Source organism: Thermococcus sp. (assembly GCF_026988555.1).
In the GTDB taxonomy this organism is placed as follows: domain Archaea; phylum Methanobacteriota_B; class Thermococci; order Thermococcales; family Thermococcaceae; genus Thermococcus.
On record NZ_JALSLB010000029.1, the window covers coordinates 1 to 19,368 of the forward strand.

General features: G+C 53.8%; 21 protein-coding genes. 10 read left to right on the plus strand and 11 right to left on the minus strand.

Annotated elements, in window-relative coordinates:
• The 5 genes from MVK60_RS03915 to MVK60_RS03935 form a co-directional block, all read right to left on the minus strand.
• The coding region (locus MVK60_RS03915; RefSeq protein WP_297436685.1) for an ABC transporter ATP-binding protein at positions 1-931 on the minus strand (931 nt) is incomplete at its 3' end.
• Between the two features lie 10 nt (positions 932-941).
• Positions 942-1,922, minus strand: coding sequence for an ABC transporter ATP-binding protein (locus MVK60_RS03920; RefSeq protein WP_297436687.1), 981 nt, complete (start codon positions 1,920-1,922; stop codon positions 942-944).
• A complete protein-coding gene (locus MVK60_RS03925; protein ID WP_297436689.1) occupies positions 1,915-3,132 on the minus strand; it encodes an ABC transporter permease in 1,218 nt (405 codons plus the stop codon). Before MVK60_RS03925 ends, MVK60_RS03920 begins: the two co-directional genes overlap by 8 nt.
• Positions 3,133-3,142: 10 nt before the next feature.
• Positions 3,143-4,144, minus strand: coding sequence for an ABC transporter permease (locus tag MVK60_RS03930; RefSeq protein WP_297436691.1), 1,002 nt, complete (start codon positions 4,142-4,144; stop codon positions 3,143-3,145).
• Between the two features lie 71 nt (positions 4,145-4,215).
• Positions 4,216-6,405 carry an ABC transporter substrate-binding protein gene (locus tag MVK60_RS03935; RefSeq protein WP_297436693.1) on the minus strand — a complete coding sequence of 730 codons (2,190 nt, stop codon included), beginning with the start codon at positions 6,403-6,405 and terminating at the stop codon, positions 4,216-4,218.
• A gap of 368 nt (positions 6,406-6,773) precedes the next feature.
• Here MVK60_RS03935 and MVK60_RS03940 point away from each other — a divergent pair, with 368 nt between their 5' ends.
• Positions 6,774-7,016, plus strand: coding sequence for an Lrp/AsnC ligand binding domain-containing protein (locus MVK60_RS03940; RefSeq protein ID WP_297068224.1), 243 nt, complete (start codon positions 6,774-6,776; stop codon positions 7,014-7,016).
• A 1-nt stretch (position 7,017) separates the two neighbouring features.
• On the opposite strand, the gene MVK60_RS03945 is transcribed toward MVK60_RS03940, so the two are convergent.
• Positions 7,018-7,356: a signal recognition particle protein Srp19 gene (locus MVK60_RS03945; RefSeq protein WP_297436717.1), complete on the minus strand. Its 339-nt coding sequence runs from the start codon at positions 7,354-7,356 to the stop codon at positions 7,018-7,020.
• A gap of 47 nt (positions 7,357-7,403) precedes the next feature.
• Here MVK60_RS03945 and MVK60_RS03950 point away from each other — a divergent pair, with 47 nt between their 5' ends.
• Together MVK60_RS03950 and MVK60_RS03955 are read left to right on the plus strand one after the other, a co-directional pair.
• Complete coding sequence (locus tag MVK60_RS03950; RefSeq protein ID WP_297436696.1) at positions 7,404-8,099, plus strand: biotin synthase; 696 nt, start codon at positions 7,404-7,406, stop codon at positions 8,097-8,099.
• Positions 8,032-8,793, plus strand: a complete 762-nt coding sequence (locus MVK60_RS03955) for a tRNA (adenine-N1)-methyltransferase (protein ID WP_297436698.1) — start codon at positions 8,032-8,034, stop codon at positions 8,791-8,793. Before MVK60_RS03950 ends, MVK60_RS03955 begins: the two co-directional genes overlap by 68 nt.
• Here the strand turns inward: MVK60_RS03955 and MVK60_RS03960 are convergent.
• The gene (locus MVK60_RS03960; RefSeq protein ID WP_297436699.1) at positions 8,780-8,980 is read right to left on the minus strand and encodes a hypothetical protein; all 201 of its coding nucleotides are present in this window, start codon (positions 8,978-8,980) and stop codon (positions 8,780-8,782) included. The two genes, MVK60_RS03955 and MVK60_RS03960, sit on opposite strands and share 14 nt — an antisense overlap.
• Before the next feature lie 154 nt (positions 8,981-9,134).
• Here MVK60_RS03960 and MVK60_RS03965 point away from each other — a divergent pair, with 154 nt between their 5' ends.
• Both MVK60_RS03965 and gltA read left to right on the plus strand, forming a co-directional pair.
• The gene (locus tag MVK60_RS03965) at positions 9,135-10,004 is read left to right on the plus strand and encodes a sulfide/dihydroorotate dehydrogenase-like FAD/NAD-binding protein (RefSeq protein ID WP_297436701.1); all 870 of its coding nucleotides are present in this window, start codon (positions 9,135-9,137) and stop codon (positions 10,002-10,004) included.
• Entirely contained in the window at positions 10,004-11,446 is a 1,443-nt protein-coding gene (gltA, locus tag MVK60_RS03970) for an NADPH-dependent glutamate synthase (protein ID WP_297436703.1), read from the plus strand. Before MVK60_RS03965 ends, gltA begins: the two co-directional genes overlap by 1 nt.
• Before the next feature lie 71 nt (positions 11,447-11,517).
• On the opposite strand, the gene MVK60_RS03975 is transcribed toward gltA, so the two are convergent.
• A complete protein-coding gene (locus MVK60_RS03975; RefSeq protein ID WP_297436705.1) occupies positions 11,518-11,922 on the minus strand; it encodes an OsmC family protein in 405 nt (134 codons plus the stop codon).
• 57 nt (positions 11,923-11,979) lie between these two features.
• Between MVK60_RS03975 and MVK60_RS03980 the strand changes: the two genes are divergently transcribed.
• Complete coding sequence (locus MVK60_RS03980) at positions 11,980-12,822, plus strand: radical SAM protein (RefSeq protein ID WP_297436707.1); 843 nt, start codon at positions 11,980-11,982, stop codon at positions 12,820-12,822.
• Here MVK60_RS03980 and MVK60_RS03985 read toward each other — a convergent pair.
• Together MVK60_RS03985 and MVK60_RS03990 are read right to left on the minus strand one after the other, a co-directional pair.
• Positions 12,749-13,591 carry a gamma-glutamyl-gamma-aminobutyrate hydrolase family protein gene (locus tag MVK60_RS03985; RefSeq protein WP_367270835.1) on the minus strand — a complete coding sequence of 281 codons (843 nt, stop codon included), beginning with the start codon at positions 13,589-13,591 and terminating at the stop codon, positions 12,749-12,751. The genes MVK60_RS03980 and MVK60_RS03985 overlap by 74 nt on opposite strands.
• Before the next feature lie 78 nt (positions 13,592-13,669).
• Entirely contained in the window at positions 13,670-14,926 is a 1,257-nt protein-coding gene (locus MVK60_RS03990; RefSeq protein WP_297436721.1) for a PLP-dependent aminotransferase family protein, read from the minus strand.
• Between the two features lie 235 nt (positions 14,927-15,161).
• On the opposite strand from MVK60_RS03990, the gene MVK60_RS03995 reads away from it, so the two are divergent.
• The 4 genes from MVK60_RS03995 (at position 15,162) to MVK60_RS04010 (ending at position 18,684) form a co-directional block, all read left to right on the plus strand.
• Positions 15,162-16,130, plus strand: coding sequence for a ribose 1,5-bisphosphate isomerase (locus MVK60_RS03995; protein WP_297436709.1), 969 nt, complete (start codon positions 15,162-15,164; stop codon positions 16,128-16,130).
• A gap of 91 nt (positions 16,131-16,221) precedes the next feature.
• Positions 16,222-17,502 (plus strand): C/D box methylation guide ribonucleoprotein complex aNOP56 subunit, encoded by a 1,281-nt coding sequence (locus MVK60_RS04000; RefSeq protein WP_297436711.1) that lies wholly within the window; start codon positions 16,222-16,224, stop codon positions 17,500-17,502.
• A 5-nt stretch (positions 17,503-17,507) separates the two neighbouring features.
• Positions 17,508-18,188, plus strand: coding sequence for a fibrillarin-like rRNA/tRNA 2'-O-methyltransferase (locus MVK60_RS04005; RefSeq protein WP_297436713.1), 681 nt, complete (start codon positions 17,508-17,510; stop codon positions 18,186-18,188).
• A gap of 52 nt (positions 18,189-18,240) precedes the next feature.
• Positions 18,241-18,684 carry a hypothetical protein gene (locus MVK60_RS04010; RefSeq protein WP_297436715.1) on the plus strand — a complete coding sequence of 148 codons (444 nt, stop codon included), beginning with the start codon at positions 18,241-18,243 and terminating at the stop codon, positions 18,682-18,684.
• Between the two features lie 3 nt (positions 18,685-18,687).
• On the opposite strand, the gene MVK60_RS04015 is transcribed toward MVK60_RS04010, so the two are convergent.
• Entirely contained in the window at positions 18,688-19,350 is a 663-nt protein-coding gene (locus MVK60_RS04015; RefSeq protein ID WP_297436723.1) for a TIGR00266 family protein, read from the minus strand.
• Positions 19,351-19,368: the final 18 nt, after the last annotated feature.

A 19,368-nucleotide genomic window follows, 5' to 3' on the forward strand; every position in this document is an offset into this window, starting at 1 on the left:
TCTCAACCTCGATTAGTGGTGGCTCCCTCCTGTCGCAGAGGCCTGCCTTGGCCAGGGGACAGCGGGGATGGAAGCGGCAGCCTTTCGGCGGGTTTACCGGACTTGGTGGCTCCCCCCTGACCTCCATCCTCTTCTTTGTCCTGGCCAGCTCCGGATCGGGCACAGGAATCGCAGAGAGAAGCATCTGTGTGTAGGGATGAAGCGGGTTTTCAAATATCCTCTTGGCCGGTCCGACTTCAACAAGCTTACCCAGGTACATGACGCCCATTCTGTGACTCATATACTTGACGACGCCGAGGTCGTGGCTTATGAATAGGTACGAGAAGCCGTATTCCTTCTGCAGCCCCTTGAGGGTGTTCAGGATGTTCGCCTGCACCGAAACATCGAGAGCCGATGTTGGCTCATCGAGAACCACGAAGTCCGGCTTGAGGGCAAGGATCTTGGCCAGAGCTATCCTCTGCCTTTGACCGCCCGAGAACTCGTGGGGATAACGGTAAAGGTGCATCTCGTTGAGCCCAACGCTTTCGAGGAGCTTTATCACGAACTCCTCGGGGTCATCGACAGTTATGCCGTGGAATTTAACCGGCTCCATTATGGTGCTGAAGACAGTCTGACGCGGGTCAAGTGAGGAGTAAGGGTCCTGGAACATTATCTGGGCATGTTTCCTGAACCACAGCAGGTCCTTGCCCTTGAGCTTCGTGACGTCCTTTCCCCCGAACAGCACGCTACCCGACGTTGGCTGTATCAGCCTCAGTATCGTCCTGCCGGTGGTGGTTTTTCCGCAACCGCTTTCGCCAACGAGGCCAAAAGTCTCACCAGGGTATATCTCAAAACTAACACCGTCGACCGCCTTCACCCATGCGATCGTTCTTAAGAGGCTTTTGACCGGGAAGTATTTCTTAAGGTTTTCAACTTTGAGCACTGGTTCCATAATCCTCACCTCAATACCTGTGGCAGGCTACAAAGTGGTTCGGTTCGATCTCTTTCAGCACTGGCACCGTCTCCCTGCATACCTGGGTTGCGAATGGGCACCTTGGATGGAAGCGACAGCCAGATGGAGGTGTTATCAGGTTCGGAACAGTTCCCGGAATGCTCTCAAGAGTTTCTATCTCTCCCAGAGGATTCGGCACGGCCTTCAAAAGTGCGGCTGTGTAGGGGTGCAAGGGGTTGTGGAAGATCTGGTCAACCGTCCCTATCTCAACGACCTTGCCCGCGTACATGACGACGACGCGCTGGGCGGTCTCCGCAACGACACCGAGGTTGTGGGTTATAAGCAGGACGGTCGCGTTGTACTTCCTCTTCAGCTCATTGAGCAGATCAAGTATCTGAGCCTGAACCGTAACGTCTAGCGCCGTCGTTGGTTCATCGGCTATGAGGAGGCGAGGGTTGTTGGCTATTCCAGCTCCTATGACAACACGCTGCTTCATTCCTCCACTCAGCTCGTGGGGGTAGTTCTTTACCCTACTTTCCGGGTCCGGAAGCATGACCTCACGGAGAACATTAACCGCTTTAGCAATGCCCTCCTTGATGTTCTTCACCTTGTTGTGAACCTCCATGGCCTCCCCAACCTGGTATCCAACGGTATAGAGGGGATCGAGCGAGGAGTGGGGATCCTGGAATATGTAGGCTATCTCGTTTCCCCGGATCTCCCTTATCCCCTCCTCCCCAATCTTGAGGAGGTCAACAGTTGAGCCGTCCGCTCTGTGGTAGACGACCTGCCCGTTCACTATCCTGCCCGGGCTCTCTATAAGACGGGTTATCGACCTTGAGGTCACGCTCTTTCCACAGCCGGTTTCACCCACGAGGGCGAGGGTTTCACCACGGTATATGTCAAAGGACACGTCCTCTATTGCCTTGACTATACCGGCGTAGGTGTAGAAGTACACGCTGAGGTTTTTGATCTCAACCAGGGGTTCAGGCATTACTCTCACCACCCGCGGCACCTTTCTTCTTCACCTTAAACTCCATGCTGCGTCTCGTCCTCGGATCGAGGATGTCCCTGAGTCCATCGCCGAGGAGGTTCCACCCCAGTACCACGGTGACTATGACGATACCGGGGAACGCCACAAGCCACCACGCCTGTGGGAAGTACTGAGCGCCCTGGTTGATCAAGTTACCCCAGTCAGGGATTGGTGGAACAGCTCCTAGCCCCAGGAAGCTCAGACCAGCCTCCGTCAGGATCACCCCGCCGAAGTCCATCGTTATCATGACCAGTATCGGCCCGATTATATTGGGCAGTATGTGCCTGAACATTATTGTTCTAGAGGGCAGACCTATGGCCCTAGCAGCCTCAACGTACAGGTTCTCCCTCTCCGTCAGCGTTGAACCGCGGGTTATTCTTGTGTACCCTGGCCACCAAACGATTATAAGGGCGACGAAGACCGCCAGTAGCTTTCCGAGGTTGTTAACGTCCCTTGGTTGCAGTGCGAACAGTTTGAGGACCAGGGTCTGGGCGAAGGCATGGTAATTCAGGAAGTTCTGAATTCTCCCCGGTAGGACAGCCGATAGTGCGATGGCCAGTATCAAACCGGGGAATGCCAGGAACATGTCCGTTATACGCATTATTATCTCATCGACGGCACCGCCGTGGTAGCCCGCTATCAGACCCAGCATTATACCGAACGTTGGTCCTATCATGATAATGAAGATGTCCAGCACCAGGGCGGTTCTGGCCCCCGCCAGGAGGACACTAAGAAGATCCCTACCAAAGAGGTCCGAACCGATCGAGTAGTGCACAGTTGTGGTATAATGTATAACGTGCCAGTTCTTGACCATGGTAACGTTCAGGAAAACGTTCGTGCCTGGGGGAGCGAGTTTTGACGTGGAGTTGTACATGACAGGGAAGAAGTCGTAGGGCCAAGACGCGAGGTACGGTCCCACAATGCCAAAGAATATATACACCACGACTATTACCAGGCCCAGAAGCGCCGGAGGGGACCGGTTAAGGGCGTAGGCCATCAACTTCCATTCCTGTATCTTGGACTGGTTTCTCCTTCTCCAGTCTTTCTTAAACAGATTTATAAACACGGCCAGACCATCTATGAGCTTGTCGCTTATCCGGTCAAGTATGGACATCTCGTACTCTTCCCTCTCCTCGTATGATTCTTTCGGTTCCTTTGTGTCATCTCCCATTTGAACCACCTCAGAACCTCACCCTTGGGTCAACCAGCGCGTAGAGTATGTCCGCCACCAGATTGGCCGTTACGAAGACTATTGCGTACAGGAAGGTGACACCGATGAGCGCGGGGAAGTCCAGGTACATCACCGACTGAAGGGCGTAGAGGCCTATTCCCGGGAGGTTGAATATCGTCTCGGTTATTGGGGTCCCAGCAAGCAGCCCTCCGAACTGGAGAGCCAGGATGGTTATGACAGGAACCAGGGCGTTTTTGAGGACGTGCCTGTAGAGCCTGCCCTTCGGGACACCCTTCGCCTTGAGGAAGAGGGTACTGTCTCTGCTGTACGCCTCAAGGAAAGAGTTCCGGGTGAACCTCATCAGAACCCCTGCGGCAGCTATTCCAAGGGTGAAACCTGGAAGCCAGTAACGCCTGACCTGCTCCGCGAAGTTGCCCCAGTTGAGGGTCAAGATGGAGTCTATTACAGGAATGTGAGTTATCTGATGATGGGGAGCGGGCGGTATTCCCGCGAGCGTCGTTAGATTCCAGTGGATGAAGAAAACCCAGATGAAGAGGTAAGCCATGACGTAGATTGGCGTTGAGATAAACACCAGGGCCAGGATTCTAAGGACCATATCCGTTATCGAGTTGCGCTTGAGCGCCGAGATTATACCCAAGGGGAGCCCTATGAGCACCACGAAGAAGAAAGCGAACAGTGCCAGCTGAAAAGTCACTATAAAGCGGTTGCCGATGTTGGTGAACACCGGCACCTGGTTCAGGGGGTCAAGAAGGCTGTTTGTAAAAAGCCCCTTGATCAGAAACAGGTACTGGTCGTACCAGGGCTGATTTAAGTGATACTCCGCTTTTATGAGCTCCACAGCGGATTGAGTGGCCTTTTCGCCCCCCGCCCACGCCCTCACAGGGTTAGCGGGGATGACGTACGCGATTATAAAAACTATGAAGGTGACTCCTATTAACGTAGGGATAAAGGTAAGACTCCTTCTTACCAAGAACTTTCCTAAGCCCGCCATTTATATCCCCCTTTCACGTTTTCGGTGTTAACGGCAATCACAAACACGTAAAAACATGGAAAAAAGAAAGATCAGCTACCTATAACTTTGTAGTTCAGGCTGTCGAACACCACCGCGCTCTGCAGGAAGGGTCCGATGTAGTCATCTGGGTCAAGGAAGTCCGGCGCCCATCCAACTATGTACACCTGGAAATCACCGCTGCCTGTCTTGGACAGGAGAGTCGGCCAGGATAGTGGCGTTACCGATACCTTGAAGCCGAGTTGTCCCCAGCTGTTCTGAAGCAACGACGCCAGCTGCTGGCGCTGGGTGTTTCCGCTGTTGTAGTAGATGGTTATGGTGTACTTCGTCGGGTCTATACCTGACTTCTTGAGGAGGTTAAGAGCGTTCTGCAGGTTGTACGAGTATTTGGTCATGTTGTACTCGGTGTAGCCCAGCCAGTCAATCGGTATTGGACCGTAGTTCGGAACCATGTATCCGTTGTAAACCGACTTGTACACCTGCTGGTACGGAACGGCCCAGGCAAGTGCCTGTCTGACGAGTTTGTTGTTCATCGGCTCCTTCTGGGCGTTAAGAACAATGAATACCATGTCCGGGGTGATGAAGGATTCAATCTTTGACTTGAATCCCTGGAGCTGGAGGTTCTCAACGGCGTTGAGCCTCGTCAGGGGGACGGCAACTATATCGGCGGTGCCCTTCTGGAAGAGGCTTATACGCGTGTTGGCATCGTTGGAGAGTATGTAGATGACCGTCTTGGTCGTCACCAAGTTCGGGTTCTTCTGCTCGATCTGGCTCCACATGGTGGCGTTCCAATAGTGCGGGTTCCTCTGGAGAACCAGATAGCTGTTCTGCTTTGCCTCCTTGATGTAGAATGGGCCTGTGAAAACGCCTATCATGTTGTCCTGCAGCATCTTGTGTATCGGGTCATTGGAACCTTTCTGGACGTAGTTGTTCCATGCGTCCGGCTTCTTACCCCAGTCCGCCGCCTTCATGGCTGCGTCGTACTTGTCGCCGAGCATGTACTTGGCCGGGATGACCATGAGGTACGGGTCGGCAAGGACGCTGAGGATACCTCCATACGGGTGCGGGAGGACGAGTTTGTAGACACCCGCGGTCTGTCCGCTGTACCCGAAGAAGCTGAGGAGCTCCTGTATGGACGTTACGTCCTTGGTCTTGCCGTTGAAATCTGCAATGACGCCGCCGTTCTTGAGAACCTGCTCGAACTCCTGATCGCTCATTGCGTAGCTGGCGCTCAGGTTGGTGTACGTGCTCAGCATCCAGCTGACGGAATAGCCGCCCCTGAGGACGCGCCAGAACTCGAACTCAACGTCGGTGGCGTTAACCGGGTAGAGGGTACCCGTCTTCGGGTCGTAGGCCTTGACACCACCCCTTATGACGAAGTACCAGACGGTCCCGTCCTTGTTGTGGGCCCACGCAACGGCAAGATCCGGCGCAATCTTGGTGGTCTCGTTCTTCCAGTAGGTAACCAGCGAATCGCCGACGTTGTGGTAGATTTCCCACCCGAAGGTCTCGTAATCAAACGCCGGATCAAAGGACCTCGGCCATCCAAAGGTGGCTATGGACATGACACCAGGCTGGTTGTTGTAGCTCCCGATACCGGTGCTGACGGTCGGAGCGTTCTTATCCTCCATAACAAGGTCCCAGCGCGGGGCCAGGACCGGATTGTAGTACCAGTTGTGGACCCAGTTCCACGAAACACGGGCAGCTTTGTTGTCACCCAGGATAATCTCAGGAAGTCCCCTGTTGGCGAGAACCTCAAGGGCGTTGTAAAGGCCAGCCCTAACGTTAGGATCGGTCACTTTCCTCGCAACCTGAATCAGGGCATCCATATCCGGGTCGCGTAGGAACGCCGGATTTATCTCACCGAATCCCTGGGATTCGTTCATAAGCTGTTTGATGGTCTTGGTCTTTGCGGTGTTCTCTTTGTAGGAGACTATTATAACAGGCTTGTTGGGAAGGCTTCCAACCTTGGCACCAGTCCCCTCAGGACCGACCACAACAACGTAGTGCCCCGTCCCGATAACACGGGCCGCCGAAAGGTGAGATTCGATATACTTAACCGCCTCGGACGGCGAGGCCGTGGTTGTGGTGCTGGGGCTTGAAGTTGCACTTGCGGTGCTAGAACTAGAGCTTGTCGTTGAGGGGGTTGTTGTGGTCCCACCCCCCCCGATACAGCCACTGGCAACTACGGCAAGGGCCATAAGGCCCACCAAAAACAGAGCTCCTAAAACACGCTTGTTCATATAACCCCACCCCTAACACGTAATGGGCATTGAAATCTTAGACGTATCAATAATAAGCATTTCGGTTCAATGTGCTATAAACGTTCATCTATGTACAGACAATAGACGTTTAGATCCACGAACCGTGCACGTCCACCGTATCGTACCACCGAAACGCAATGATGCCGGTATACTCCGTCTCTCAGATAACCCAGCCAACAGGCGGAAAGCCCGTTCCAAAAAGGATACACGAAATCCACAGATATTCTCTCCAGCTGGCAGGGACTTAGCTATAATCCAAGAGGGGAGAGGTGTCAGAAGCGTCTGCGAAAAGCTTAAATGAGATAGCCGCTAAATAGAAATGTAAAGGCTTTCCCGGGTGATGAAAAATGGTCAGGTCGTATGTTTTGTTGACAGTTGAGATTGGAAAGGTCGAGAGCGTCATAGAGGCGCTCAAGCAGATCCCAGGCGTTACCAAGGCCGACGCCGTTACGGGCCCGTACGATGCAATCGTACATATAGAGGCCAACGACCTTGGGGAACTCACCAGAAAGATACTCCACGATATACACAACATAGACGGTGTTATTGATACAACGACCGCTATAGTCGTTGAGATGGAAGAAGAGTGAGCTACCTCTTTTTCCTCTTGGATTTGGGTTTCTTAGCCTTGGCTCTGGTATCCCTGATCTCTTTGATCTTCTGGGCAATCATCTTAAGACTCTTGGTTTTTGGGTGCCGGCTCTCCACTCGGAGCATCCCGCGGGTTTGGTACTCCTCTTCAAGACCCGCGAGTCGGGGGTTAAGCTTCGTGGGCTCCGATTCCAGGATCTTCATTCCAAGGCTCTCCGCCGCCTCGACGATCTCGGACAGTCTGGGCCCATTAACTGATATTCCTCTGCTCACGGCCCGCCCATAACGCCTGCTAAGCCTTGAATCGAGCTCATTGGGCCATATCACGAACTTCTTCATCTCCTCCACCTAAAAGATTTAAAAGCCGGCGGTTAAAAACCCTTTTGGTGAGTGCCTTGAACGTATCCTCATTCGGGACCTATCTCCTCGGAAGGGCCAGGAGGGGAGACATGATCATCTTGGAGTACCCTTCAACCTATCCCATGGAGCGTTTCTCATGGGGTGTTCTGATTCCCGCCCTGATGGGCAAGAGAAATGTCGTTGTTGTGGATTTCTTTGGTATCGGGGACGTGATGTTCAGAAACTACGTCCGGGGCATAAGTGGAGGAGAGTACTCCAAGACCCTGGAGATGATAAAGGAGCTCAAAGTAATCAAAGTGGGGCCGGGGGGAGGAAGCTGCGGCGAGGTAATAGATGAGATCGTCCCGACCTATGAGCCCCAGAGCGCACTCAAAAGCTACCACAGTGTCATAAACAGACTCGTGAACTCACCTACCAAACCGGATTACATGGTGACGTTCGGCCTGGCCATGTACCTGCGCTTTGGGGGAGACGGAGCTATCAGATCACTCTTAACAGGACTGAGCACACTACCCGTGGAGGACTGGGCGTGGGTGCACCTTGTAAACCGGAATGCACTGCCGGATGAAACGATGGCAATCATTGAGGAAGTTTCATCCATGATCTTTGAACTGTCGGGGGATGAAGTCACCGTGAAAAAAGGAGGTGAGGTCTTTGCCGCTGATGGGCGAGATGGTTCTACTGATAGACCCGCGGGGAAAACGCTACCTCGTGAGGGTTGAGGAGAGGGAGTTTCACACTGACCTGGGAATTCTAAAGCTTGGGGAACTCACTGCGAAGGACTACGGCGAGAGCATAAAAACGCACAAAGGGAAGGAGTTCAGGATCCTGCGTCCCACCGTGAGGGACTACATCGAGAAGATGAAACGCGGGCCGCAGATAGTTCATCCCAAGGACGCTGGCCTAATCATAGCCTACGCCGGCATCTCTCCCGGCGATACGGTGGTAGAGGCCGGCGTTGGGAGCGGCGCGCTCACGATATTCCTCGCCAACGCCGTTGGACCAAACGGAAGGGTCATCAGCTACGAACTGCGTGAGGACTTTGCCAGAATCGCCCAAAGGAACATCGAGGGGATAGGCTTCGATGACAGAGTAACCATAAAGCTCAAGGACATCTACGAAGGCATAGAGGAAGAGTACGCCGACCACATAGTCCTCGACCTGCCCCAGCCAGAGAATGTCCTTCCCCACGCTGTTGAGGTTCTCAGACCCGGCGGCTACTTCGTGGCCTACACCCCATGCGCCAATCAAGTTCACCGGTTCTTCCAGGCGTTTCAGGAGTACCGGGAGCACTTCTACAAACCGAGGGTCGTCGAGGTCTTAGTAAGAGAGCAAGAAGTAAAGAAGGAATGCATAAGACCCAGAACAACAATGCTGGCCCACACGGGCTACATAACGTTTCTCAGGAAGCTGTAACCTCTTTTTCGTCTCCATCCATGTAAGTCATATAAGCTAGGGCGCCGAACAGAAGCAGACCGCCGACCGCCTGTACAGAGGGATCACCCGGCAGTTTCCTAAGCTCGGGGAAACGCCCGTAGAAGAGTGGCCAGAACAGGGCCACACTGCTCAGCACGATGGAAGCGTAGTAAACCACGGTTCGCATTTTCCTTCACCTCATTAATCCACAGCCAAGCAATTCTTAACATTTTTCATGGTCCGCCGAGTACCAAACCTTTAGTTACCAACATATTTATAAGCACTCAAGGTTGCAAACCTTCAGATGACCAAGTTTGAACCTGCGTACGGAGGTGTTCATTGTGCCATACAAGATAATTGAAAAGAAAGAGCTCTCCATGAGGAACATACTGTACAAGGTCCACGCGCCCCACGTGGCCAAGAAGGTCCAGCCGGGACAGTTTGTCATAGTCAGGGCCTTCAAGAACGGGGAGAGGATTCCCCTAACACCCGTCATGTGGGACAGGGATGAAGGCTGGATCGTGCTCGTGACGTTCATCAGGGGAAGGACCACCATGAGGATGGCCAACGAGCTGAAACCGGGCGATGAGATGCTGAACATCGCCGGCCCGCTCGGAAACCCGGCCGAGATGGAGAAGTTCGGGAAGATACTGGCCATCGGTGCCTACACCGGAATAGTCGAGGTTTACCCGATAGCCAGGGCCTGGCAGGAACTCGGGAACGATGTGACAACGCTCCACGTCACCTTCGAGCCGATGGTCGTCCTCAAGGACGAGCTGGAGAAGGCCGTCGGCAGGCACATCCTTGAGACCGTCCCGATAGACCCGAACCTCGACTTCCCGACCAACATGAAGAACGTCACCAGGAGGCTCGTCGAGAAGGTGCGCGAGATGCTTGAGAAGGAAGAGTACGACACGGTCTTCATGGTCGGCCCCGCCGGGGACCAGAGGGCCGTTTTCAACGTGGTCAAGGAGTTCGGTATTCCCATGAAGTCCGACCTCCACCCGATAATGGTGGACGGAACCGGAATGTGCGGCGCCTGCCGTGTCACCGTCGGCGGCGAGGTTAAGTTCGCCTGCATAGACGGGCCGGAGTTCGACGCGTACCAGGTGAACTGGGACGAACTCATAGCGAGGAGCGGCTACTACACGGATATGGAGCAGAGGGCCATGCAGGGGTACATGAAGGCCCTCCAGGGGGGTGAGCAGTAATGGCGGTTAGAAGGAGGATCATCAGGGAGAGGATTCCGACGCCGGAGAGGCCGGCCCAGGAGAGGGTCAAGAGCTTCGTTGAAGTCAACCTCGGCTACACGTTTGAACTCGCCACAAAAGAGGCCGAACGCTGCCTCCAGTGTCCCTACGACTACGCACCCTGTATAAAGGGTTGCCCCGTCCACATCAACATCCCGGGCTTCATAAGTAAGCTCGTCCAGTACCGCGACGACCCTGACAAGGCCGTTAAAGAAGCCTTAAACGTCATCTGGGCCTGCAACTCTCTGCCAGCAACCACCGGCCGTGTCTGCCCGCAGGAGGACCAGTGTGAGATGAACTGTGTCATGGGTAAGGTCGGTGACAAGATAAACATCGGAAAGCTCGAACGCTTCGTGGCCGACTACGCCCGCGAAAAAGGCATAGACGAGGAGCTCCTCTTTGAGATAATCCCTAAGATCGAGAAGAAAGGCCAGAGTGTGGCCATCATCGGAGCCGGACCGGCAGGACTCACCGCCGCCGGAGAGCTTGCAAAGCTCGGCTACGACGTTACCATCTACGAGGCCCTTCATGAGGCGGGCGGAGTGCTCATGTACGGCATCCCAGAGTTCAGACTGCCCAAGGATATAGTCGAGAAGGAGATCGACAAGCTCCTGAAGCTCGGCGTTAAGATACTCACCGACCACATAGTTGGGAGGACCGTCACCGTCGAGGAGCTCCTGGAAGAGTACGACGCCGTCTTCATAGGCTCCGGCGCAGGAACCCCGAGGCTCATCAACGCGCCCGGCATAAACCTCAACGGAATCTACACGGCAAACGAGTTCCTCACGCGCGTTAACCTCATGAAGGCCTACCTCTTCCCGGAGTACGACACACCCGTCAAGGTCGGCAAGAAGGTCGTCGTCATCGGTGCCGGAAACACCGCCATGGACGCCGCAAGGAGCGCGAGGCGCTTCGGTGCCGAAGTCACCATCGCCTACCGCCGCGGCCCGGAGGACGTATCCGCCAGAGTCGAGGAGGTCCACCACGCCAAGGAAGAGGGAGTAAAGTTCAAGTTCTTCCTCAACCCCGTGGAGTTCATCGGGGATGAAAAGGGTAACCTCAAAGCCATTAAGTTCGAGAAGATGAAGGCCCTCGACGAGCGCGACAAACGGGGAAAAAGAAAGATCATCGGAACAGGGGAATACGTGACAATAGAGGCCGAGACGGTAGTCATAGCCATCGGAAAGCACCCGAACAGACTCATCGTTAACACGCCCGGCTTAAAGGTAGAGCGCGGAAGGATAATCGTTGATGACAACCTCATGACCAGTATCCCGGGAGTCTTCGCCGGCGGAGACGCAATAAGGGGTGAGGCAACCGTTATCCTAGCCATGGGCGACGGGAGGATGGCCGCAAAGGCCATACACGAGTACCTCACAAAGAAGAGGGAAGACAACGTCTGATGCCCTTTGCACTTATTTTATATTAGTTATTTTGAATTCTGTATTTTGAACACAGAGTAAAAGAACAAGAATCAGCGGATTATCTCATAGCTGTAGGTCAACTTGGCCCCGCTCAACTTCACGTGCGCGGAGGCGGAGCAGTACTTGTCCTGGCTGAGCTCTATGGCCCGTCTAACCTTCTCCTCAGAGACATCGCCGTGTACCCTGTAATGGATGTGGATCCTCTTGTAAATCCTGGGATGTTCATCACGCCTCTCGCCGCTTATCTCCACTTCCAGCCCCGATATCTGCTCCCGCATCTTCTGCAGTATCATGACAACGTCGTACGCGGTGCAACCGGCGACGCTCAAAAGCAGGAGCTTCATGGGGCTTATACCCCCCTCCCCAAGGATAACAGAGCATTTGTCCTCCTCAATCCTCCCAACGAACTGCATATCTTTAAACCATTCCACCCTACCCCTGACCTCTCCTGTCATTCTAACCCCCTGACATACTCAAGAAAAGGGTTTAAATGAGTTTTGAAAACTTAACACATGTACCTCAGGCCCTTTGACCCCTGGAAGTCAAGGCTCTGCACATGTCCCTCCAAGTATACCCTCAACGTCTACACCGGCTGCGATCACGCCTGCGTTTATTGCTACATCACCTCATACATTCCCAAGGCATTCCACGTGAGGACCAAGGATGGTCTACTGCCGGCGTTGGAGAGGGAATTGAGGAGGCTGGATAAAAGGTACATCGTGGCGCTGTCCTATTCGTCGGATCCATACCCGACGATAGAGCGGGAGCTGGGCATAACCAGGGAGGTTCTTGAGCTGTTAAAGCGCTACAACGCCCGCTGTCTTCTCCTGACCAAATCCGACATCTTCGAGAGGGACCTCGACCTCCTGGGCGAAATGAAGTGCGCCGTTGGAATAACGGTAACCACCGTAGATGAAAAGAAGTCGAGGCTTCTTGAGCCAAACGCCCCATCACCCATGGAGAGAATCCAAGCACTGAAGAAAGCGAGAGAGGCAGGCATTCCAGTCTACGCACGGATAGATCCGATAATCCCGTTCTACACCTGGGAAGATTTTGGGGTGACCCTCAGCGCCCTGAAGTTCGTCAGCCATATAACGGTATCAACGCTGAAGCTGAGGAGGGACATCAGAAAAAGGATGGAGGCCAAGTTCCCGGAGCTCATGGAGAAGCTAAACCCCCTCTACGAAAAGGGAGACCGGATGGGAGAATACAGGTACCTTCCCAGGGAGCTGCGATTTCAGATTCTGAATGAGGCAGAGAGAATGATAAAGAACGCCGGGATTACGTTTGGCTCATGTCGGGAGGGGTATCATTCGTATCCGAGCTGTGACGGTTCCCATTTAGTTCCTCCCTGACCTCCGCCTCGATCTCTCTCCGGCTGAGCTCCAGTTTCTCGGAGCGATAATCCCGGGCTGCCCGGACGAACGCCTCAAAAAGAACATCCATCTCGGGGAGGTACTCGGCCTGCCACTGAAGTCCGATCACGAAGTTTCCCTCCCCCTCAATGGCCTCGGTGAGGCCGTCATCTGCGTACGCGACCGGCTTCAGCCCATCCCCAACACGCTTCACGGCCTGATGGTGGAAGCTGTTGACGCGCATGAACACCTCGTTGGTACCCCCTATATCCAGAACCTCCTTGAGGAGCTCGTAGAGCATTGAGCTGGTCTTTATTCTAAGTCCATGAACGCGCTGGCGTGGATCCATGCTATCAGGATCCCAGTCGTGCTTTATAGCCTTCGGAATCTCCCTGACGTCCTGATAGAGGGTTCCGCCGAGTGCGACGTTTATCACCTGCATCCCCCTGCCGATCCCGAGAAGGGGAATCCCCTCCTCCACGGCCAGCCTAACGAGTCGAATCTCAAACTCATCCCTGGCGACGTCAACGTATTTTATCGACTCAGAGGGGTCCTCCCCGTAGGCCCTGGGGTGCACATCCGGCCCCTCTATGAGAAGAATGCCGTCCACGTGTTTCAGAACGTCCTCGGGACTGCCATTAACACCGAAGACGGAGGGCAAACCGCCCGCAGAGATGACGTTGCGGAGATGGGTACTATCAAGAAAGAGTCTCCCGGTGGAGTAGTCCATTCTGCCAACGATCCCAATTAAAGGCCGCACCTTGACCACCCATCAAAAGTCGGATGGAAGCATAAAAAGCTTTCCAAGCAACGTACGTTGAAAGGATAACAAAAGGGAAAGGGGCCTTCAGGTCCTTAGGGCCTTTATCTCCGCCTCAAGAACTTCCGCAAGCCGCTTAATCCCCTCGCGTATCTTCTCCTCCGGCACGTAGGTGAAGTTGAGCCTCATCGCGTTCTTGACATCGCGGTGGACGAAGAACGCTTCACCAGGCACGTAAGCAACGCCCTTTGAGACGGCCTTCTCCATGAGGAGTTTCGTGTCTATCCCCTCCGGGAGGGTTGCCCAGACGAACATTCCACCCTCTGGCTTCGTCCATCTGACCCCCTCAGGCATGTACTCCTCAAGAGCCTCAAGCATGGCGTCCCTTCTCGGTTTGTAGAAGTTCACTATCTCCGGGATGTGCCTGTCGAGGTGCCCTTCCTCAACGTACTTCCAGGCGATAGCCTGCCCGAGTGTGTTGGTGCACAGGTCAATGCTCTGCTTGGCTATCTCCATCTTCCGTATAAGATGTGGATGAGCCGCAATCCATCCTATCCTCATCCCAGGGGCCAGTATCTTGGAGAAGGTCCCGAGGTAGATCACCCTGCCCTCCTCATCGAAGTGCTTGATCGGCGGAACCGGTTCACCAGAGTACCTGAGCTCACTGTAGGGACCATCCTCAACCAAGATGAAGTCGTACTCACTGGCGAGCTCTATCAGCTTCTTCCTTCTCTTGAGAGCCATCGTGACACCCGCAGGGTTCTGGAAGGTGGAAACGGTATAGACGAGCTTTACCCTCTTCCCCTTCCGTTCGAGCTCCTCCAGCTTCTCCTCAAGGGCGTCAACGCGCATGCCTTCATCATCCATGGGAACGCCCATCATCTCGGGGTCGTAGTAGTTGAAGGCCTGTATAGCGGCCAGGTAAGTCGGGGCCTCGACGAGTATTACGTCACCTGGGTTTATGAACGTCCTGCCGATAAGGTCCAGGGCCTGCTGAGAACCGGCGACGATCATTATCTCGACCTTGCTCATTGGAATCCCGTAGCGTTTCTCCATCCACCGAGCAAGGGCGAGGCGAAGGGGTGTAAAACCCTTGGTGGTGCCGTACTGGAGGGCCTTGTCGGCGTGGTTCTCCAGAACGTCAACGGCGATCCCCTTGATGACGTCCACTGGAAAGGTCTCAGGGGCGGGGAGGCCCCCTGCGAGGCTTATAACGTCGGAGGATTCGACGAGCTTCAAAAGTTCCCTAACCTCAGACGCCTTCATGCCCAGTGCCTTTTCTGAGAAGAACGACTCAAAGTTCAATGATCCCGAACCCAGCTTTTTCATCAGCTTTTCCTCCACTTCTATCCCCCCATTAAAATGAACACTTCTGAACACGTCCTCAATTCTATACATCATTAGGATGGCGGCGATTGGTTATAAATCTTTCTGCAATAAGCGTTAGCCGCCTTTACTTTTGTAAAGAAAGCCGTGTGAAGCTCAAATGAACATCAAGGCTCTTTATAATGCACCAGTGACCATAAAAACATCTATAAACCCTCCCGCCATAACGGGTTATTACGTGGAGGTGTTAGTGATGACTGTAGTGAGAGAGGTCCTCGAGATAGCGGAGGAGATCCGGAACATGAAGATAAGGGGAGCGGGGAAGATAGCGCGCTCCGCCGCCTATGCCCTCCAGATCCAGGCGGAGAAGAGCAGTGCCACGAACACGGACGAATTCTGGAAGGATATGAAGGCGGCGGCCAAGGTGCTGTACGAGACAAGGCCCACCGCGGTCTCCCTCCCGAACGCCCTTCGATACGTCATGCACAGGGGCAAGGTTGCCTACGCGAGCAGCGCCTCCCTGGACCAGTTGAGGTTCGTGGTTGTAAACGCCGCCAAGGAATTCATCCACAACTCAGAAAAGTCTCTTGAAAGGATCGGCGACTATGGAGCAAAGCGCGTCGAAAACGGAGACGTTATAATGACTCACTGCCACAGCAAAGCGGCTATAAGCGTTATGAAGCGAGCCTGGGACATGGGAAAGGGGATAAAGGTCATAGTAACAGAGACAAGACCCCGGTGGCAGGGGAAGATCACGGCGAAGGAGCTGGCCGATTACGGCATACCCGTCATATACGTTGTGGACTCGGCGGCGAGACACTACATGAAGATGACCGACAAGGTCGTCATGGGCGCGGACAGCATAACGGTTAACGGCGCAGTGATAAACAAGATTGGAACCGCTTTGATAGCCCTCACCGCCAAGGAGCACAGGATATGGACCATGATAGCGGCCGAAACCTACAAGTTCCACCCCGAGACGATGCTCGGTCAGCTCGTTGAGATAGAGATGCGCGACCCGACCGAGGTCATTCCCAAGGAGGAGCTCGAGACCTGGCCGAAGAACATCGAGGTCTGGAATCCAGCGTTCGACGTCACTCCCCCCGAATACGTTGACGTTATTATAACCGAGCGCGGGATAATACCCCCATCGGCGGCAATAGACATTCTGAAAGAGGAATTTGGTTGGGCGCTTAAGTACAGGGAGCCCTGGGAGGACTGAACCCCTTCTCCCACCCCTTTTTCTAAAGGTAGGCCTTAAAAAGGGGTATGTCTTTTATACCAGCAGAGCAAAAAACCAAAGGGTGGTAACTATGAAAGCGTACATCGCTGAAAACGTCGGGGGCATTTACGCCTTTGACGAGGACGGTAACCTCATCAAGCACCTGGAGTTCTCAGGGGTTCCCGAGGCGAGCCTTGAAGGGCTCCTCAAAGGAGAGCCCGTGGAAGAGCTACTCTCATTCTTGGATGAGCTGAGCGCAAATGGATACGATGAGTTCGTTGTTGAGAGCCCCGAATTGGGGCGGAAGCTGAAGGAGCTGGGGTACAATGCGGTCGGTGAGTTTCCGAACCCCGCGGGGGAGAACCTCAGAAGGTCTCCAGCCGAGTTCCTTGGAGAAGACTGGTTCGAGAGATACTTCAAAGCCGGTGTGGCGCTCACCAGGATGCGCATTCAGGAACAGAGTGGCGCGAGGGACAAGATGGTCATCCAAGCCATAGAAGCACTTGATGATATAGATAAGGTGAACAACCTACTGATATCACGCCTCAGGGAGTGGTATGGCCTCCATTTCCCCGAACTCGACGAGATTCTCCCGAAGCACGAGCAGTACGTGACGTTTGTCAAGAGCATGGGCGACCGAAACAACGCAACAAAGGAAAGGCTCATGGGGCTGGGCTTCAATGAAGCGAAGGCTGAAAAGATCGCTAACGCGGCCAGAAACTCAATGGGTGCTTCGCTGGGTAAATTCGATATGGCCATAATCCAGAGGCTGGCCAGCGAGGTAGACGACCTCTACAGTCTCAGGAGGGGGATAGAAGACTACCTCGAGACCGCTATGGATGACGTAGCCCCCAACATGAAGGGACTCGTGGGGGCGAAGCTGGCTGCAAGGCTGATAAGCCTCGCGGGAGGGCTGAAGGAGCTGGCGATGATGCCTGCATCAACCATACAGGTTCTTGGAGCCGAGAAAGCCCTGTTCAGACACCTCAGAAGTGGTGCAAAGCCGCCCAAACATGGGATCATCTTCCAGTATCCAGCCATAAACCGCTCACCGTGGTGGCAGCGGGGCAAAATCGCTAGGGCTCTGGCTGGGAAGCTCGCAATAGCGGCACGCGTAGACTACTTCTCCGGTGAGTACATCGCGGAGGAATTGAAGAAGGAAGTAGAAACCAGAATTGAAGAAATAAAGGGCAAATACCCCAACCCACCAAAGAAAAAGACAAAGCCCACAAAGGGCACGAAGAAGGAGAAGAGAAGGTTCTTTAAGAGCGAGAAAAAGGGCAAAGGGCCTAAAGGTAGGAAAGAAAAGGGCAGGAGTAAGAAGGGCGAGAAGAATGGGAAAAAGAAAAATGAGAAAGGCAGGAAGAGGTGAGGTAAATGAGGATCAAAGCCCACAAGTTTCCCGGCGTTTACATATTCGTGGACGAGGACGGGAGTGAGAGAATAGCCACCAAGAACCTCGTGCCCGGTCAGAAAGTCTACGGCGAGAGGTTAATACGGTCGGAGGGGGAGGAATACCGTATCTGGAACCCGAACAGGTCCAAACTCGGTGCGGCGATACTCAAAGGACTCAAGAACTTTCCAATAAAGCCCGGCTCATCAGTCTTATACCTCGGAATCGCCAGCGGAACAACTGCTTCCCATGTTAGCGACATCGTCGGCTGGGAAGGCAGAATCTTCGGAATAGAATTTTCGCCGAGGGTTTTAAGGGAGCTCGTGCCGCTGGTTGAGGAAAGGAGGAACATAATCCCGATTCTCGGCGATGCAACAAAACCGGAGGAGTACAGGGCGCTGGTCACAAAGGTCGATGTCATATTCGAAGATGTAGCACAGCCCACTCAGGCGAAAATCCTTATAGACAATGCGAGGGCATACCTCAGGAGCGGCGGTTATGGAATGATTTCCGTGAAGAGCAGGAGCATTGACGTGACGAAGGAGCCAGAGCAGGTCTTCAGGGAGGTTGAGAAAGAACTCGGCGAGTATTTCGAAGTCCTCGAACGGCTTTCCCTTGAGCCCTACGAGAAGGATCATGCGCTGTTCGTGGTCAGGAAGCCCTGATCATTAGTTTTTTTAATTAAGGGTTTTTAATTAAGCGCCGGAGGTGTTCCCGGTGATTCCGCTGCTGGTGGTGCTGACGCCTTTTCTTCTTATCATCTTATTCGTGGCTGTGAAGATGAAGCACTACCTCGACGAATATATTCCCCGGAGGGTCATTGTGAGGCATGAAGGAGATGGGACTGTTCTTTTTGTTGAGACAAAGAAGAAAAACATCAGGATCACTGTTAAGGACTTCAGAAGGGCACAGCCCAATGAGGTGCTTGAGGTCAGGGTCAACGGGCTTGCCTTTGGCCGGTACAGGCTGGGAGAATACAGGGGTGCATACGGGTATGTGGAATCCTACGCCATCTCGAATTCCGGCCTGCTCATAGAGGATGCGGATGGAAAAAGGTACTATCTAGCTTTTGACAATATTCATGAAGCTGTGGACGCCATGATGGACGATAACAAAAAGGAGAAGGTTATAGAGGTACGGCGCTTCCATCACTCCAAATAAAAATCAGTCCCTGCCCTTCGGCAGGTGGGGGATTATCCAGCTTATAAAACTGTCCATGCTCCTCGTCTGTATGTAGAGAGTTCCCGTGCCGTGGAATTCCGCCACCAATCCTTCCCCGCTGAAGAGCGTGCTCTTAAGTCCTCCAACACGCCTTACCTTGAAGTCCAGTCCCTCAGTGAAGGCCACCATGTGTCCGGTATCTATAACAAAATGCTCGTTGTGGAGTTCCTTCCTGTATATCGCCCCGAAGCTTGAGAGAAATACCATACCCTTCCCACTCATCTTGAGGAGGAAAAGGCCTTCCCTTCCGAAGAAAGTCTTTGCCCCTCCCCACTTGGTATCTATGCGTATCCCCTCACTGCTGGCCAGAAAAGCCCCGCTCTGGGCATAGAGGGTTCCGTCGATTTCTAGCCCCTCTATATCTCCGGGATAGGACGGTGCGAGCCCCAGAGTCCCAGGCCCGCGGAACGTGTTGATGAAAAAGCTCTCTCCCCCGAGCATTGAACGCTTTAAAGCGCCAAAAACGCCTCCCTTGGCTTTTGTCTCCATCTTTATGGTGGGGCTCATGTGCACCATGGCTCCGGCCTCCGCCTGAATGGCCTCCCCCTGGGAGAGCTCCACCTCAAGCAGAGAAAAGCTCGGCCTGTGGTTTATCGTGTATCTCAAAAACATCACCTCACAGAG

Bases quoted from the DNA above. Each gene is read 5' to 3' on its own strand.
- MVK60_RS03920 (WP_297436687.1), bottom strand. From the start codon at position 1,922: ATGCCTGAACCCCTGGTTGAGATCAAAAACCTCAGCGTGTACTTCTAC.
- MVK60_RS03925 (WP_297436689.1), bottom strand. From the start codon at position 3,132: ATGGGAGATGACACAAAGGAACCGAAAGAATCATACGAGGAGAGGGAA.
- MVK60_RS03930 (WP_297436691.1), bottom strand. From the start codon at position 4,144: ATGGCGGGCTTAGGAAAGTTCTTGGTAAGAAGGAGTCTTACCTTTATC.
- MVK60_RS03935 (WP_297436693.1), bottom strand. From the start codon at position 6,405: ATGAACAAGCGTGTTTTAGGAGCTCTGTTTTTGGTGGGCCTTATGGCC.
- MVK60_RS03940 (WP_297068224.1), top strand. From the start codon at position 6,774: ATGGTCAGGTCGTATGTTTTGTTGACAGTTGAGATTGGAAAGGTCGAG.
- MVK60_RS03945 (WP_297436717.1), bottom strand. From the start codon at position 7,356: ATGAAGAAGTTCGTGATATGGCCCAATGAGCTCGATTCAAGGCTTAGC.
- MVK60_RS03960 (WP_297436699.1), bottom strand. From the start codon at position 8,980: ATGCGAACCGTGGTTTACTACGCTTCCATCGTGCTGAGCAGTGTGGCC.
- gltA (WP_297436703.1), top strand. From the start codon at position 10,004: ATGGCGGTTAGAAGGAGGATCATCAGGGAGAGGATTCCGACGCCGGAG.
- MVK60_RS03975 (WP_297436705.1), bottom strand. From the start codon at position 11,922: ATGACAGGAGAGGTCAGGGGTAGGGTGGAATGGTTTAAAGATATGCAG.
- MVK60_RS03980 (WP_297436707.1), top strand. From the start codon at position 11,980: ATGTACCTCAGGCCCTTTGACCCCTGGAAGTCAAGGCTCTGCACATGT.
- MVK60_RS03995 (WP_297436709.1), top strand. From the start codon at position 15,162: ATGACTGTAGTGAGAGAGGTCCTCGAGATAGCGGAGGAGATCCGGAAC.
- MVK60_RS04000 (WP_297436711.1), top strand. From the start codon at position 16,222: ATGAAAGCGTACATCGCTGAAAACGTCGGGGGCATTTACGCCTTTGAC.
- MVK60_RS04005 (WP_297436713.1), top strand. From the start codon at position 17,508: ATGAGGATCAAAGCCCACAAGTTTCCCGGCGTTTACATATTCGTGGAC.